Raw genomic sequence first — 14,900 nt, 5'->3', positions numbered from 1 at the left:
AAGTGAAATTCACATAAAAGCAGATCACTGATCTGCTTTTTGTTATACGGCTGCCGTTACAACAATTTCCACTTTCCAGTTTGGGTTAGCCAATTTCGCTTCAACCGCGGCTCTGGGCGGAGCATTATTTTCGGCAACCCATTCGTCCCACGCTCGGTTCATTTCAGCATAGTCTGTCATCTCTTTTAAATAAACCGTTGCCATTAAAATTTTGCTTTTATCAGTGTTGGCTTTTTCTAACCATTTATCAATTTCAGCTAATACTTGTTGGGTTTGAGTGTAAACATCAGCGGTTTCATCAAGTGGCACTTGTCCAGCTAAATACGCCACTCCATTGTGAATAGCAACTTCCGAGAAGCGAGTGCCAACTTCAATACGTTGAATCATATTATTCCTCTAGCTTTTTTAAACATTGTCCTTTATACGTTCTATGCCCTTTAACTTCTTGTCTGATCTCCATTTTTTGATTAGAAAAATCCGTTACAGTTAATTCAATGGTTTTATTATTTTCATTATCAGACAATGAGCTAAATAAATTCTCTTCAAATTGTTGTAAAGCAGGATCACGCTGTAATTCAGCCCATATCTCGGCGCGATAAGTACGTTTTAATGATTGTGTTACTACACGATAAACAATTTTATTATTCTGTAAATTCCAACGTCCATTTTGTTGTATAGCATAAATAAAAATTGGTTTTTGGAGCGGATAATTAATTGTGCCTTGATTGGTAATATTACCATTTGCCGCAAACTTAAGGTTATCCACCGTGCTAATATTAAAATCGTTGTAATTAATCGTACATTTCCAATTGCCGATTAATTGGTTAGAATTAGAAATGTTTGATGAACAACCCGCTAATGCAAATGCGGTTAAACCTAAAAAAATTAACTTTTTCATATTCTCTTGAAAAATAAAGCGGTAAAAAAATCATATTTTTTGACCGCTTGTATGCGATATAAATATTATTCTACTTTAACAATCCAGCCTTCAGGGGCTTCTACATCACCAAACTGAATGCCAGTTAACTCCGCATATAAGCGGCGAGTAATAGGGCCCACTTCCGTTTCAGAATGGAATACGTGGAATTTGTCTTTGTGTTGAATGCCGCCAACCGGGGTGATCACCGCCGCTGTACCACAGGCACCGGCTTCGATAAATTGATCAAGCTGGTCGATATACACATCGCCTTCAACCGCTTCCATACCTAAACGTTCTTTGGCAATATGGAGCAATGAGTATTTGGTGATACTTGGTAAAATTGACTCTGAAATTGGCGTGATGAATTTATTATCTTTAGTGATACCAAAGAAGTTTGCCGCTCCCACTTCTTCAATTTTGGTGTGAGTTTTCGGGTCTAAATAGATTGCATCAGCGAATTTACGGGTAGCAGAACTTTCTTCCACGGCTAATTCGTGTGGTAATAAACTTGCTGCGTAGTTTCCGCCCACTTTTACGCCGCCAGTACCCATTGGAGCAGCACGGTCATAGTCTGTTGTGATAAAGTTAGATGGTGCTAATCCGCCTTTGAAATAAGCACCTACCGGACAGCAGAATACCGAGAAAATAAATTCCGGTGCAGCTCTCACGCCAATGTTTTCCCCCACACCGATTAAAAATGGACGTAGATAAAGCGTTGCACCTGAACCATAAGGGCCTAACCAATCTTGGTTTGCTTTCACCACTTCTTTACAAGCACGAATAAATAATTCGGTTGGCACTCGTGGCATTAATAGGCGATCTGCAGTGCGTTGCATACGCTCTGCGTTTTGATCCGGGCGGAATAGGTTAATCGAACCATCTTTACAACGATAGGCTTTTAAGCCTTCAAAACACTGTTGGCCGTAATGTAAAGCTGTTGAGCCTTCATGAATATGCAATGTATTATCCTGCGTTAATTCACCTTCATTCCATTTGCCATCTTTCCAGTGAGCAATAAAACGGTAATCTGTTTTGATATAGGAAAAGCCTAAATTTGCCCAATCTAAATCTTTTAATGCCATTGTTGTGTCCTTTTATTTTTTATGTTGTGAAATAATTTCCACATTCTAAAACAAAATGGCTAACTAGGTAAGAATTTTCAGCAGATTCAAATAAAAAAATAAGGCTCTTAATCTGATTAAGAGCCTTATTCTTTAATTCGAGCAATTATGCTGCGTGTTTTTCTGCTGTTTCTTTCAACAACGCTTGAAGTTCGCCTTTTTGGAACATTTCTAACACGATGTCGCAGCCGCCAACTAACTCACCCTCCACCCATAATTGTGGAAAAGTTGGCCAGTTTGCAAATTTTGGTAATTCAGCACGAATATCAGGGTTAGTTAAAATATCTACATAACCGAAAGGCACTTGGCAGTTAATTACTGCCTCCACTGCACGAGCAGAGAAACCGCAAGATGGGAATTTTGGAGAACCTTTCATATAAAGCAGAATTGGGTTTTCGCTGATTTGTTGTTTGATTTTGTCGATAGTTTCCATTTATGTTTAACCTCAATTTTAGAATAGTTGAGTAATTGTATCAGAATTACATTTTTACCGAAATAACTTTAAAAGCTAATATCACGCCGCCCGGCAAAAGAGTGCGAAAGCGTTGTACCATCCACCATTTCCAGCGAACCACCCACCGGCACACCGTGAGCAATTCGGGTGGCTTTCACATTGTACATTCTGCACATTTCGGCAATGTAGTTTGCTGTCGCATCGCCCTCGATGGTTGGATTTGTCGCTAAAATCACCTCGTGGAAAGATTCATTTTCCAACCGCTGCTGGAGTAAATCCAGCCCGATTTCACGAGGCCCAATACCGTCAATCGGGGAAAGGTGCCCCATCAACACAAAATAACGCCCTGAAAATTGCCCGGTTTGCTCAATCGCCTGAATATCTTCCGGCATTTCTACCACGCAAAGTTGCCCGCTCATCTGACGGCGAGGATTTTTACAAATGCTACATTCATCTTCTTCGGTAAATGTACGGCAAGATTGGCAATGCCCGATATGGCTCATTGCCTCGCTTAACGCTTTGGCTAAACCTACGCCGCCTGAACGATTACGCTGGAGCAGATGATACGCCATCCGTTGAGCCGATTTCGGACCCACGCCCGGCAACGCCCGTAAGGCTTCCATCAAATTTTCAAGTAAGGGACTGGTTTGCATAATTGCTTAGAATGGGAATTTCATACCCGGCGGTAATTGCATACCTGCCGTTACGCTTGCCATTTTCTCTTTTTGCATCTCTTCTGCACGGCGAACCGCATCGTTAAAGGCTGCTGCCACTAAATCTTCCACCATTTCTTTATCATCTTCTAATAATGATGGATCGATCTCAATACGGCGACAGTTGTGAGCACCATTAATGGTTACTTTTACTAAACCCGCACCAGACTCACCAGTTACTTCAAGTTGAGCGATCTCTTCTTGCATTTTTTGCATACGTTCTTGCATTTGCTGAGCCTGCTTCATTAAGCCGCCTAAGCCACCTAAACCACCTTTTCCAAACATAATTTTTCCTCTAAATTTAGCGATAAAATAAACGGTTCATTTTACTGAACGCTTTTCTGTTGTGCAAGCGGTTAATTTTTCCCAAAAGTTTGCAAATTTGGTAAAATAACGCCTATTTTTAACCGCTTGTACTTTTTTATGGCTTTAACCCGTTTACTGATTAATCATTTCCGCAATATCCAAAATGCCGATTTGGGCTTTAGCCCCCACTTTAACTTTTTAGTGGGTACAAACGGCAGCGGTAAAACGAGCTTGTTGGAATCGATTTTCTATTTAGGACACGGTCGTTCGTTTAAAAGTCATATCAGCAACCGTATTATTCACTACGATAAAGACGATTTTGTGCTGCACGGCAAAATTGATGAGGCTCAACATAGTTGGTCGGTTGGCATTCAGAAATCTCGAAGCGGCGATACCACTCTCAAAATCAACGGCGAAGATGGCAACAAAATTGCCGATTTGGCTCATTTGCTACCAATGCAGATGATCACCCCTGAGGGATTAACGCTGCTAAACGGCGGCCCGAGCTTCCGCCGTGCTTTTTTAGATTGGGGGTTGTTCCACCAACATTCTGATTTCTACACCCATTGGACGAACCTCCGCCGTCTGCTGAAACAGCGAAATTCTGCCCTCCAGCAAGTTCGCTCTTATCAAGAACTGAAAGCGTGGGATATTGAGCTGGTGAAAACGACCTATGCGGTAAGCGAAATGCGGGCAGCGTACGCCGAGGCTCTTCGCCCTGAAATTGAGAAAACTTGTCAATTTTTCTTGCCAGAATTGGAAATCGGTTTAAGTTTTCATCAAGGTTGGGAAAAGGGAACGGATTACGCCGACATTCTGGCACAAGGCTTTGAACGTGACAAAGCCCTCGGCTATACAATGATCGGAGCTCAAAAAGCTGATTTCCGTTTTAAAGCCAACGGCTTGCCGGTGGAAGATGTGCTTTCCCGTGGGCAGTTAAAATTATTGATGTGTGCCTTAAGGCTAGCTCAAGGGGAACATTTGGTCGCTCAAAAGCAACGCCAATGCCTGTTTTTGATTGATGACTTCGCCTCAGAACTCGATCCAACCAAACGTGAACTGCTCGCCCACCGTTTAAGAGAAAGCGGCTCGCAAGTTTTCGTCACAGCCATTACTCAAGATCAACTTAACCAAATGCAGTGGCAAGACCGGGCTGATGATAGTCTGTTTGAGGTAAAAAACGGCAATATTCAGCCGTTGTAAGCGGCTGAATTTTGGGGAAATTTTGCAAAAGAATTCCCTTCGATGGTGCGAGCGTCCACGCTCGTACCAGAAGATCAAATAGTACTAGCGTGGACGCTAGTGCTATCTGAAATTTATCGTCTAGAATCGTGAGCCTGTTGTAGCAAAACTCGGCTCTCTTTTAAGAACTGTTCGGAATAATCGCCAAACCATTGATGAACTTCTTCAAAGGCTTTGATAAAGCCGGCTTTATCCTTATTTTGGAAAAACGCCAAACTCTGCTCAAAGCTCTCTTTTAATGATTCGATAGTCGCAAAATTTTCCGGTTTGTCGGCGATGATGTCTGCATATAAGGCTCCGTCTTGGGCGAATAGACGTCCGATCATTGCCAGTTCCAAGCGGTAAATCGGGGAAGATAACGCCAATAATTGCGAAAGCTGCACCGGCTGGCGGGAAAGGTGCAAGCCAAAAGCAAAAGTGGAAAAGTGGCGTAACGCTTGAATATAGGTCATTGAATGGTCGTGCTCTTTGGCATCAATCAGCTCAATTTTCGCTCCCCAAATTTTCATCTGCTCAATCAACCATTCGTAACGCTCAGCAAAACGTCCGTGGCAGCAGGCGATGACCTGTTTGGCGAGGCTTGCGACATCAGGCCCGAACATCGGGTGCAAGCCCACCACTGCCCCATGGTGAATTTCCAACATTTTTTGTAACGGTTGATGTTTTACCGAGGTCAAATCCGCCAAAATCATATTTTCGGTGAGATACGGCTGCAAACGCTCAATCGTATTTAAGGTGTCGGCAATCGGCACGCAGACAATCACTACATCCGCACCGGATAAAATCTGCTCAGCGTGATCCCAATCGTTTCGCCCGAGGGCTTCCACCTGATAGCCGGAAAGTGTTAAATACTGCCCGAACAAGCCACCGAGCTTGCCCTTACCGCCCACAATCACGATTTTTTTCACATTAGGATTAACGGTTTTGAAGCCGTGCTTGTTCTCGTTAGCGTAAGATTCACGCATTACACGGCGTAAAACATCTTCGATTAAATCTGCCGAAATACCGTTTTTTTCCGCCTCTTCACGGCGAGCGGCAAGCATTGCAGCTTCACGCTCAGGGGCGTAAACCGGAATGCCGTGCTCCGATTTTACCTTGCCGACTTCGGCAACTAAAGCTAAACGCTTGGAGAGTAAGTCGATAAGCTGTTGATCGACTTGGTCGATTTGTTCTCGTAATGGGGCTAATGGGTTCATATTTTTACCAATATAACTTCCCCTCTTTGAGCCACGAGGGATTAGGGGAGATTTATTCGCTTCGCTCATACTGCGTACCGTTGCTAAAGCAACGTTCAAACGCAAGCGTTTGTGGCAGAAGTAATTTTACGCTCATACGAAATTTTAAAATCGTATCAAATCTCCCCCGACCCCTCTTTTCTAAAGAGGGGAGAGAGCTTAGTAAAACTACTCGCTATTGTTGTAAATTATTTATTCCGTAATTTTTCCGCAAAATGCGTTAATAGATTTTCGGTGGTTTCCCAATCAATGCAAGCATCGGTAATGGAAACACCGTATTTCATCTCATTAAATGGCAATTCTGACGACTGATTACCTGCGTGCAAGTTGCTTTCAATCATTAAACCGATAATCGAAGTATTACCTGCAAGTAGTTGCTCCAATACATTTTCTGCCACTATCGGTTGGCGGCGGTAATCTTTATTTGAATTGCCGTGACTACAATCGATCATAATCGCCGTAGGCAAATTCGCTTGCTTGAGCACCCATTCGCAGTCATCAACGTATTGTTTTTCATAATTAGGCGTTTTGCCACCGCGTAAAATAATGTGTCCGTCTGCATTGCCTTTGGTTTTAAGCAAAGTTACTTGCCCTTTTTGGTTAATACCGATAAAACGATGGCTTTGGGCTGAAGATTGCATCGCATTTAACGCTACCGCCAAGCCACCGTCTGTACCGTTTTTGAAGCCGACCGCCATTGATAAACCTGAGGCTAATTCTCGGTGAGTTTGGGATTCAGTGGTTCTCGCTCCAATTGCAGACCAGCTAAAGAGATCCGCCAAATATTGGGGCGTCATTGGATCTAAAGCTTCTGTTGCCAACGGTAAGCCGAGTTCTGCTAAATCAAGGCAGAGTTTACGTCCGATACGCAAACCCGTTTCAACATCAAAAGAGCCATCCATTTTAGGATCATTAATTAAGCCTTTCCAACCCACTGTCGTGCGAGGTTTTTCAAAATAAACACGCATGACAATGTAAAGTTGATCACTAACTTGGTCTGAAAGTGCCTTTAATTTTTTGCCGTATTCAATCGCTGCGACTGGGTCGTGAATCGAACAAGGTCCGATCACAATTAATTGGCGTTTATCATGTTTGTGGATAATATCGGAAATTTCTTTACGCGAACGTTCAATTTGCTTGCGTAAATGTTCCGGCAATGGAAACTCTTGTTTTAGTTCTTGTGGGGTAAGTAAAACTTTTTCATCTTGAATATTCACATTATGTACGCTATCTTGATTAAATACAGTGTTCATTTTTATTTCCTTGTGTAAACCTTAAATTACACTCACTTTACAGCTTTATTTTTAAAGTTTCAACTATTTTTTGCTTAACCATATCAACACTGATTTTTTCCATCCAATCTTTGCCTTTAGCTTTGGTTGCCCAAGCGAGTTCTTGCCAAGATTTAGCATAAGATTGCAAAATTGCTTCATCATATACAGACACAACTTTATCTAAATCTTGATAAGGCCCAGTACGTCTTGGATTGTGGATTGCGTACAAGCCAATAACAGGTGTATTCTGTGTAGTAGCAATATGGGCTGGGCCTGAATCTGAAGAGATCACTAAATCAACCTGACGAACAATACCTGCAAGTTGTTTTAATGAGGTTTTACCTGCAATATTGACGCATTTAGGTGCAAGTTGCTGAATTTTATTTGCTGTTTCCATTTCATATTGAGAAGATGAACCTGCAATTAATATATTGATATTTTGCTCACTTAACCAGTTCGCAATTTCTGCATATCTTTCCGGTAGCCAATCTTTCTCTTTTTTACTTGAACAAGGGGCAATTAGCACATTTTTTCTATTAAAATCAATGAATTGCCTTCCATAATCTAAATCTTCATCATTCACAGGTAAATACCACTTTGCTGATAAATCTGTTACTCCAATGGCTTTCGCAAACATCATTTGCCCATCAAGAACATGTGGGGAATTTATTATTTCTACTTTCTGATTGGTAAATAACCACTGCATTTCCCTTGCCCTGTCTTTATTAAATCCGATTTTTTTATTAGCTTTAATACCAAGCGAAAGCATTGAAGCCCGAAATGCAGTTTGCAAATTAAGTAAAAAATCAAACCGCTTGTGAGAAAGCCTGCTCCACACTGTAAATATTTCTTTCCACCCTAATTTCTTATCAAAAGGGATTAATTGCACATTAGGGATATCTTTCATTAAAGCAGCTTCTGTTTTACCGATAATCCAAGTGATTTCAGCAGAAGGATAATGTCTCTGAATAGCTTGTACTACAGCTAAAGTATGACACACATCACCAATAGCTGATAGACGTAAAATACAAATCGAGAGTGGTTTATTTGGCATAATGATCTAATAGGTTAAACATTAAATAAGCTTATATTAAGACATAAAAAAAGCCACATAAAGTGTTTTATGTGGCTTTTGGTTTTAATTGATGAGATTATTCAACTCTTAAGATACGGCAAGTGTTTGTGCCACCTGCTTTTAATTCATCACCGTGAGTTAAAAGCACTAATTCGCCTGTTAATAAATAACCTTGCTCTTTTAATAAAGAAATTGCTTTTTTCGCTCCATCCATTGTACGGCTTTCTTCATTGTAAAGCACTGGTGTTACACCACGATATAACGCACAAAGGTTCAAGGCTTTTTGGTTACGAGAAAGAGCATAAATTGGTAAGCCAGAGCTGATACGGCTCATTAATTTTGCAGTTTCGCCTGATTGTGTTAATGAAACAATTGCCGATACACCTTCTAAATGGTTTGCTGTGTACATTGCAGACATTGCAACCGCTTCTTCAATAGTTTTAAATGTACCTTCCATACGGTGGCGTGAAATATTGATGCTTGGCATCGTCTCTGCACCTAAACATACATCTGCCATTGATCTTACTGTTTCTACTGGGTAATCGCCGTTTGCTGTTTCGCCTGAAAGCATTACTGCATCAGTGCCATCTAATACTGCGTTCGCAACGTCCATAACCTCTGCACGGGTTGGCATTGGTTTTTTGATCATTGATTCCATCATTTGTGTTGCTGTAATTACCACACGGTTTAATTTACGAGCACGACGGATTAAACGTTTTTGTACGCCAACTAATGCTGCATCACCGATTTCAACCCCTAAATCACCACGAGCAACCATCACTACGTCTGCACCTAAAATGATGTCGTCCATTGCTTCTTCTGTGCCAACGGTTTCTGCACGTTCAACTTTTGCCACGATTTTTGCATCTAAACCTGCTTCTTTCGCTAATTGGCGAGCATATTCTAAATCCGCACTTGATTGTGGGAATGAAACCGCTAAGTAATCTACACCGATTTTCGCGGCTAATTTAATATCTTCTTTATCTTTTTCAGTTAGTGCAGGAGCTGATAAACCACCGCCTAATTTATTAATCCCTTTATTATTTGATAAAGGACCACCAACGGTTACTTCAGTATGAACACGCATACCTTCAACTTCTAACACTTTAAGTTGTACATTACCATCATCTAATAACAGAATATCGCCCGGTACTACATCGTTTGGTAGATTTTTATAGTCTAAACCTACTGCATATTGATGACCTTCGCCACGTGGTAAATCTGCATCTAAGGTAAATTTATCGCCAATGTTTAAGAAAATTTTGCCATCTTTGAAAGTCGAAACACGAATTTTAGGACCTTGTAAATCGCCTAAAATAGCAACATGGCGACCTAATCTTGAGGCAATTTCACGCACTTTATTTGCACGTTCAATATGATCTTCAGGAATACCATGAGAGAAGTTCATACGCACCATATTTGCACCTGCAGCAATAATTTTTTCTAACGTATTGCCACGATCTGTTGCTGGCCCCATTGTACAAACGATCTTGGTTCTTCTGAGTTTTCTAGACATTATTTGACTCCGTAATAAATTTAAAAATATAAGTTAAAATCTTTCTAAGCACTTGATTATGTGTTAAACGGGGGTCATTATACGCCTAAATGGCAAGAGTTTAAATACAAGTAAGGAGAATATTATGAATATTTGGATTATGCGACACGGAGAAGCCAGTTTTAATTCCCCAAACGACGCCGATCGCACTTTAACCAATAATGGTATAAAAAATGTTATTTCGCAAGGCAAATGGCTTGGCGAATATTTAAACGGAAAACAAATTAAACTCGATAAAATTCTGGTTAGCCCTTACCTTCGTGCTAAACAAACCCTTGAAAATCTCATTACAGGTATGCAAGCGGTCAATTTTTCGCAAAATTTTGCAAATCTTACTGAAGAGTGGGAAGAAATTACTCCAGATGGCAACCCTTATGTGATTGAAGACTATCTCCATTTTTTAAGAGAAGAAGGGGCAAAAAATATTCTGTTGATTTCTCATTTACCACTGGTTTACGATTTAAGCCAACGCTTAACGAATAATCAAAGCAATGTGCAATTCCCAACTTCCACCATTGCGGAAATTCATTGGCTTGGAAACAGTGGCGAAGTTGCTGAAATAAAACACATTTAGCCCTATTTTTTATATTGTCAATAAAAATATTTTCACTATTTTTGCAAATTGTCTAATTTATAGACTTCCAAAATGATTAAAAAATGCGTATTATACGCCCCCTAAATCAGTAAAACTGATAACTAAATGATTAATAAAGAAGTACGGTATTTGCCGTACTTTTTATTTGGATATCCCTCTGGTTAAAATTACTTCAAATTTGTTAATAAAAGGTTAAAAATGCAAATAGGACAATATGAAATTAAAAACCGTATTTTCCTTGCACCGATGGCAGGTATTACCGACCAGCCTTTTCGCCGATTATGTAGCCAACTTGGTGCAGGTTTGACGTTTTCAGAAATGATGTCCACAAATCCTGATGTATGGCATACCGAGAAATCGAGATTGCGTTTAGCACATCACGAAGAAATCGGTATCAATGCTGTGCAAATTGCAGGTTCAGACCCATTTGAGATGGCAGAAGCCGCAAAAGTAAATGTTGAGTATGGGGCAGATATTATTGATATTAATATGGGCTGTCCTGCGAAAAAGGTAAACAAAAAAATGGCAGGCTCTGCTCTGCTGCGTGAGCCTGAATTAGTCGCTCAAATATTAGATACTGTAGTGAATGCCGTTGATGTACCTGTTACTCTCAAAATTAGAACAGGCTGGGATCCTGAAAATAGAAATTGTCTGACAATAGCCAAAATTGCAGAACAAGCTGGCATTAAAGCCCTCACTATTCATGGACGCACTCGCAGTTGTTTATTCAATGGCGTGGCAGAATATGAAAGCATTAAAGCCGTTAAACAAGCCGTATCCATTCCAATTATTGCCAATGGCGATATCATTTCAGCAGAAAAAGCGAAATCTGTTTTAGATTACACTAATGCTGATGCAGTGATGATCGGACGAGGTAGTTTTGGAAATCCTTGGCTATTTAAGGAAATCAACGATTTTTTTGAAACTGGGCAATATTCCACATTACCCGAAAATGAAAAATATCAACTGATGTTTAAGCATATTGAAGACTTACACCAATTTTATGGGGAAGATAAAGGCTATCGAATTGCCCGTAAACATGTTGGTTGGTATGTGGAACAATTGCAACCGGAATCAAATTTTAAACGCACTTTTAATACGTTAAGCTCAACTAAAGAGCAATTAAACGCATTAGAAGATTTTGTTAAATCGATTCGTTAGAATCTTAATAATAACGTTGGATAGAAAAAAAAATGTTAGAACAACAACCTACACAAAACCCATTAACAGTAACAATGTTAAATGCACAGGCACAGCAGGTTAATAAACCTCTGCGCGATAACGTTAAAGCAGCATTAAAAAACTATTTATCTCAATTAAATGGTGAAGATCCAACAGAATTATACGAATTAGTATTATCTGAAATCGAACACCCGATGTTAGATATGGTGATGCAATATACTCGCGGTAACCAAACTCGTGCTGCAACAATGTTAGGCATTAACCGTGGCACATTACGTAAAAAATTAAAAAAATACGGTATGGGCTAATCTTAAGCATCATAAAAAACGATTTTAATTCGTATATTAATTAAGCAAATAAAAAACGCTGAATATACCATTCAGCGTTTTTTCTAGTTTATTTAAACAGCTAGAACTTCATTTCAAATGCTAAACTGAAATTTCGTCCGGGAGCAGCAAATCGGGTATAATTGCTACCTTGGTCTTGATTGACTGCATTCACACTAGATTGGCGTACAGACTCCCAAGTGGAATATTTACGATTAGTTACGTTATAAATACCGCCACGTAAAGTATAGTTTTTATAGTTGAGATAGCCCGTAATATCATGCGTATACCAAGAATTGGTGAGCTTGCCGCCTAAATCAACACGATGTATACCGTGGTGTCGTGTTCCTGAAACCTCATCTGCTTTTTTAGCTCTAGAGTAAGTAGTTGTAATTCCAATCCCCCATTTTTCTTCGGGATGATCATAGCCAAATCCAAACACATAGCGAGCAGGTTGAATCGCATCTAATATCGGATCATTTACACTGGTCAATCTTTGGTCGGTGAGTTTCCGATCTTTTACTTTGACACGGTTGTACGCTACCGAAGAATAAAATCCATCAGGAATTAGTGAGAGAATACCGTGTAGATCGAATTTGGCGATTAAATTCACTCCATTTAAAACCACATCTTGAATATTATGGTAGTTATAGAAACATTCGGATTTCTTATGTGTGAGTTTTTTACAAGCCGTTGCGATCATATTCCGATAATTATTTCGGAAATAGCTCACATCAATATAACCAAATTGCCCTTTAAAACTTACCCCCATTTCATGATTCATTGATTTTTCCGGCTCTAAGCGGTGGTTGCGTTGCTCATTTTGCACATATTCATTATCAATTAAGCCAATATGAGTTCGTTTACCATAAAGTTCGTAGAAAGCCGGTACTCTAAATCCATTGGAAATACGGTATGAAAGTGCAACAAAGTCGCTTGGTTTGAGCGTGATACCACCATTCCAAGACCAATTTCGATAAGTTCGACTAAGTGTCCATAGATCATCAGATTTAAATCGATGTTGATCAAAACGTACCCCTAAGCCAAGATCAACATACTCGCTAGTTATTAAATCACGGAAGCTGACAAAACGGCTGTCTCCTTTAATTTTACGAGGTTCGCAGTTTAAAATACCGCCATGTTTATTGTCACATAATGATACAGTTTCAATACTACGTGGAAGGCGTCGATAGATATAAGGATCATCTAATCGTCCTCTGCCGCGAATATTGATATATCCGCCTTTGGTGTATTGGGCATACATATCACCGTGGTTCATTAGAGAATTAAAACGATCAAAGCCAAGGCTAAAATTCATCTTATGAGTCTGTTTAAATATCCCTTGCCCAGCAGTAAATGCTTTATCAAATTCTAAGCGGATCAAGCGGTGTTTTTCTTGATAATTATTGCGTTCAGTTTGATACATAGACCAAGCTTTATCCAAGCTAGGGCGGCAATTTTTATCAACGTTCGGATAATCGCTACAATGCAAGCGGTGCATACGGCTATATAACTCAATATTTTGTTTATCAGCAATGAGTTTAAAACTATCCAGCCAACGATTATTTTCCGGCTTGTATTGATAATTGAAACCTAAACGACGTTTATGATGATGTTCATCAAAAAATTTTACACGGCTATAACGCAGCCCATAAGGGATACTTCTATCAAATACTAAGCCATCTAAAATATTATTACCTTCATAAACAGGGTTCTTACTCCATAGATTATCTAGCTTAATATTAACATCATCTTTTGTGTAGTAAGCCGGCGTTTGCATATCACGTATATCATAACGCTGCTTCGTATCTTCTAAAACCGTACCAAGATAATGAGAAGAATTAAAATGATAACCTAACTTCACGAAAACAGAATTGCTCTTATAATCCAAAGGATTTGGTGCAATACGCTCTTTACCTGTATATTCTTTAGCAGATAACTGCTCAGTACGATAAGGAATTTGCTCAATCTGTTTACGTTCTTCGGAAGTATATTCCGGTGCTTTTCTAAACGGGAAATTATCACGATTCAATTTAACGGTTGCTCGTGGGGTGCAATCCAATGTTGGACAAGCATCCTCTACGATAAAAAATGATCCTCCAGGAGCATTTTGTGCAGACCCGGGGTAAAGATCATAGCGATTTTCAAAACCGGTGATACGTTGAATATTATGATGTAGTTTATTGGCTTCAGAGTGGACTTTAGTCTCTTTACCGTTACGATGGGTCGCAATTACAAGGGCTTCAAATCCGTTGGCTTCTCCCGCAGCGGCAATAGATTGTAAAAAATGGCTATTTTTACTGGTATAAGCGGTCTTAGTATCTAATCCCCACTGTTGTCCATCTTTAATTACATCCTGAGCATCTTTACTGCGGAAACTAATTGCTCCACCGAGAGCACCAGAGCCATATTCAGCAGAGCTTGCCCCTTTACTTAATTCAATTGAGCGAATATTCTCATATTCGATTTCATTTATCGCCCCACCATTAGCACTTGAGCCAAGAGTATTATAATGCTGTGCTTGTGGTAGACCATCAACTAACATAGCAACTCGGTTTTTATCTACTCCTCGAATAGCATAACCACTACTAGCCCCTCTACCTTGTTCAACAACCGAAATCCCGGGATCATAGCGAGTTAAATCACGAATCCCAAGAATTTGATTTTTACTCATCTCACTATAATTTTTAACAACTTTTCCTAAGCCGGTTACCTCGTTTTGACGTTCGTGAGCGTAACGACTTTCTGTTACAATAACTTCGTCTAAAACAGCCACATCACTATTTTCTGTCATTTTTTCATTTTCAGTCGCCGCACTATATGAATGGGAAAGTGCAAACAACACCGCTGACGCAATGGTTGAATAGCGAAAATGATGATATTTCATTATCATTAAGTAGGAT

The 14,900-nt window shown here is 39.8% G+C and carries 15 protein-coding genes; 4 read left to right on the top strand and 11 right to left on the bottom strand.

All coding sequences use genetic code 11. The features are described from left to right. Positions 1–42: 42 nt before the first annotated feature. The 6 genes from A6B40_RS09535 to A6B40_RS09510 form a co-directional block, all read right to left on the bottom strand. The gene (locus A6B40_RS09535; protein WP_025342849.1) at positions 43–387 is read right to left on the bottom strand and encodes a RidA family protein; all 345 of its coding nucleotides are present in this window, start codon (positions 385–387) and stop codon (positions 43–45) included. Position 388: 1 nt separating this feature from the next. Beyond that, complete coding sequence (locus A6B40_RS09530; protein WP_112111348.1) at positions 389–898, bottom strand: membrane lipoprotein lipid attachment site-containing protein; 510 nt, start codon at positions 896–898, stop codon at positions 389–391. Between the two features lie 65 nt (positions 899–963). Beyond that, a complete protein-coding gene (locus tag A6B40_RS09525) occupies positions 964–2,001 on the bottom strand; it encodes a branched-chain amino acid aminotransferase (RefSeq protein ID WP_025247423.1) in 1,038 nt (345 codons plus the stop codon). Positions 2,002–2,146: 145 nt separating this feature from the next. Continuing rightward, positions 2,147–2,473 carry a Grx4 family monothiol glutaredoxin gene (grxD, locus tag A6B40_RS09520; RefSeq protein WP_025216864.1) on the bottom strand — a complete coding sequence of 109 codons (327 nt, stop codon included), beginning with the start codon at positions 2,471–2,473 and terminating at the stop codon, positions 2,147–2,149. A gap of 68 nt (positions 2,474–2,541) precedes the next feature. Then, the gene (gene recR, locus A6B40_RS09515; RefSeq protein WP_025216863.1) at positions 2,542–3,147 is read right to left on the bottom strand and encodes a recombination mediator RecR; all 606 of its coding nucleotides are present in this window, start codon (positions 3,145–3,147) and stop codon (positions 2,542–2,544) included. Positions 3,148–3,153: 6 nt separating this feature from the next. Next, positions 3,154–3,492, bottom strand: coding sequence for a YbaB/EbfC family nucleoid-associated protein (locus A6B40_RS09510; RefSeq protein WP_025216862.1), 339 nt, complete (start codon positions 3,490–3,492; stop codon positions 3,154–3,156). 138 nt (positions 3,493–3,630) lie between these two features. Here A6B40_RS09510 and recF point away from each other — a divergent pair, with 138 nt between their 5' ends. Beyond that, the gene (gene recF, locus A6B40_RS09505; RefSeq protein WP_176672235.1) at positions 3,631–4,716 is read left to right on the top strand and encodes a DNA replication/repair protein RecF; all 1,086 of its coding nucleotides are present in this window, start codon (positions 3,631–3,633) and stop codon (positions 4,714–4,716) included. Between the two features lie 113 nt (positions 4,717–4,829). On the opposite strand, the gene tyrA is transcribed toward recF, so the two are convergent. The 4 genes from tyrA to pyk all read right to left on the bottom strand — a co-directional run bounded on the left by tyrA (position 4,830) and on the right by pyk (position 9,855). Further along, positions 4,830–5,951, bottom strand: a complete 1,122-nt coding sequence (gene tyrA / locus A6B40_RS09500) for a bifunctional chorismate mutase/prephenate dehydrogenase (protein WP_176672345.1) — start codon at positions 5,949–5,951, stop codon at positions 4,830–4,832. Positions 5,952–6,178: 227 nt separating this feature from the next. Next, the gene (locus tag A6B40_RS09495) at positions 6,179–7,243 is read right to left on the bottom strand and encodes a 3-deoxy-7-phosphoheptulonate synthase (protein ID WP_176672234.1); all 1,065 of its coding nucleotides are present in this window, start codon (positions 7,241–7,243) and stop codon (positions 6,179–6,181) included. A gap of 37 nt (positions 7,244–7,280) precedes the next feature. Beyond that, positions 7,281–8,318 (bottom strand): glycosyltransferase family 9 protein, encoded by a 1,038-nt coding sequence (locus tag A6B40_RS09490; protein WP_176672233.1) that lies wholly within the window; start codon positions 8,316–8,318, stop codon positions 7,281–7,283. A 97-nt stretch (positions 8,319–8,415) separates the two neighbouring features. Beyond that, positions 8,416–9,855 carry a pyruvate kinase gene (gene pyk / locus A6B40_RS09485; RefSeq protein WP_025216857.1) on the bottom strand — a complete coding sequence of 480 codons (1,440 nt, stop codon included), beginning with the start codon at positions 9,853–9,855 and terminating at the stop codon, positions 8,416–8,418. A gap of 124 nt (positions 9,856–9,979) precedes the next feature. Here pyk and sixA point away from each other — a divergent pair, with 124 nt between their 5' ends. The 3 genes from sixA to fis all read left to right on the top strand — a co-directional run bounded on the left by sixA (position 9,980) and on the right by fis (position 11,979). After that, positions 9,980–10,468, top strand: a complete 489-nt coding sequence (gene sixA / locus A6B40_RS09480; RefSeq protein WP_138317584.1) for a phosphohistidine phosphatase SixA — start codon at positions 9,980–9,982, stop codon at positions 10,466–10,468. A gap of 219 nt (positions 10,469–10,687) precedes the next feature. Then, complete coding sequence (dusB, locus tag A6B40_RS09475; protein WP_025216855.1) at positions 10,688–11,650, top strand: tRNA dihydrouridine synthase DusB; 963 nt, start codon at positions 10,688–10,690, stop codon at positions 11,648–11,650. Positions 11,651–11,682: 32 nt separating this feature from the next. After that, complete coding sequence (gene fis / locus A6B40_RS09470; RefSeq protein WP_006247967.1) at positions 11,683–11,979, top strand: DNA-binding transcriptional regulator Fis; 297 nt, start codon at positions 11,683–11,685, stop codon at positions 11,977–11,979. A gap of 100 nt (positions 11,980–12,079) precedes the next feature. Here the strand turns inward: fis and A6B40_RS09465 are convergent, their stop codons facing one another. Then, on the bottom strand, positions 12,080–14,884 hold the full coding sequence (locus A6B40_RS09465; protein WP_176672344.1) for a lactoferrin/transferrin family TonB-dependent receptor: 2,805 nt from the start codon (positions 14,882–14,884) through the stop codon (positions 12,080–12,082). Between the last annotated feature and the right edge of the window lie 16 nt (positions 14,885–14,900).

Source organism: Mannheimia varigena (genome assembly GCF_013377235.1).
Lineage (GTDB): Bacteria > Pseudomonadota > Gammaproteobacteria > Enterobacterales > Pasteurellaceae > Mannheimia > Mannheimia varigena.
The sequence above is the reverse complement of the archived record's forward strand: the minus strand, read 5'-3'. Positions and strand labels throughout refer to the sequence as shown.

Coding starts and splice junctions, on each gene's coding strand:
- A6B40_RS09535 (WP_025342849.1), bottom strand. CDS start 387: ATGATTCAACGTATTGAAGTTGGCACTCGCTTCTCGGAAGTTGCTATT.
- A6B40_RS09530 (WP_112111348.1), bottom strand. CDS start 898: ATGAAAAAGTTAATTTTTTTAGGTTTAACCGCATTTGCATTAGCGGGT.
- A6B40_RS09525 (WP_025247423.1), bottom strand. CDS start 2,001: ATGGCATTAAAAGATTTAGATTGGGCAAATTTAGGCTTTTCCTATATC.
- grxD (WP_025216864.1), bottom strand. CDS start 2,473: ATGGAAACTATCGACAAAATCAAACAACAAATCAGCGAAAACCCAATT.
- recR (WP_025216863.1), bottom strand. CDS start 3,147: ATGCAAACCAGTCCCTTACTTGAAAATTTGATGGAAGCCTTACGGGCG.
- A6B40_RS09510 (WP_025216862.1), bottom strand. CDS start 3,492: ATGTTTGGAAAAGGTGGTTTAGGTGGCTTAGGCGGCTTAATGAAGCAG.
- recF (WP_176672235.1), top strand. CDS start 3,631: ATGGCTTTAACCCGTTTACTGATTAATCATTTCCGCAATATCCAAAAT.
- tyrA (WP_176672345.1), bottom strand. CDS start 5,951: ATGAACCCATTAGCCCCATTACGAGAACAAATCGACCAAGTCGATCAA.
- A6B40_RS09495 (WP_176672234.1), bottom strand. CDS start 7,243: ATGAACACTGTATTTAATCAAGATAGCGTACATAATGTGAATATTCAA.
- A6B40_RS09490 (WP_176672233.1), bottom strand. CDS start 8,318: ATGCCAAATAAACCACTCTCGATTTGTATTTTACGTCTATCAGCTATT.
- pyk (WP_025216857.1), bottom strand. CDS start 9,855: ATGTCTAGAAAACTCAGAAGAACCAAGATCGTTTGTACAATGGGGCCA.
- sixA (WP_138317584.1), top strand. CDS start 9,980: ATGAATATTTGGATTATGCGACACGGAGAAGCCAGTTTTAATTCCCCA.
- dusB (WP_025216855.1), top strand. CDS start 10,688: ATGCAAATAGGACAATATGAAATTAAAAACCGTATTTTCCTTGCACCG.
- fis (WP_006247967.1), top strand. CDS start 11,683: ATGTTAGAACAACAACCTACACAAAACCCATTAACAGTAACAATGTTA.
- A6B40_RS09465 (WP_176672344.1), bottom strand. CDS start 14,884: ATGAAATATCATCATTTTCGCTATTCAACCATTGCGTCAGCGGTGTTG.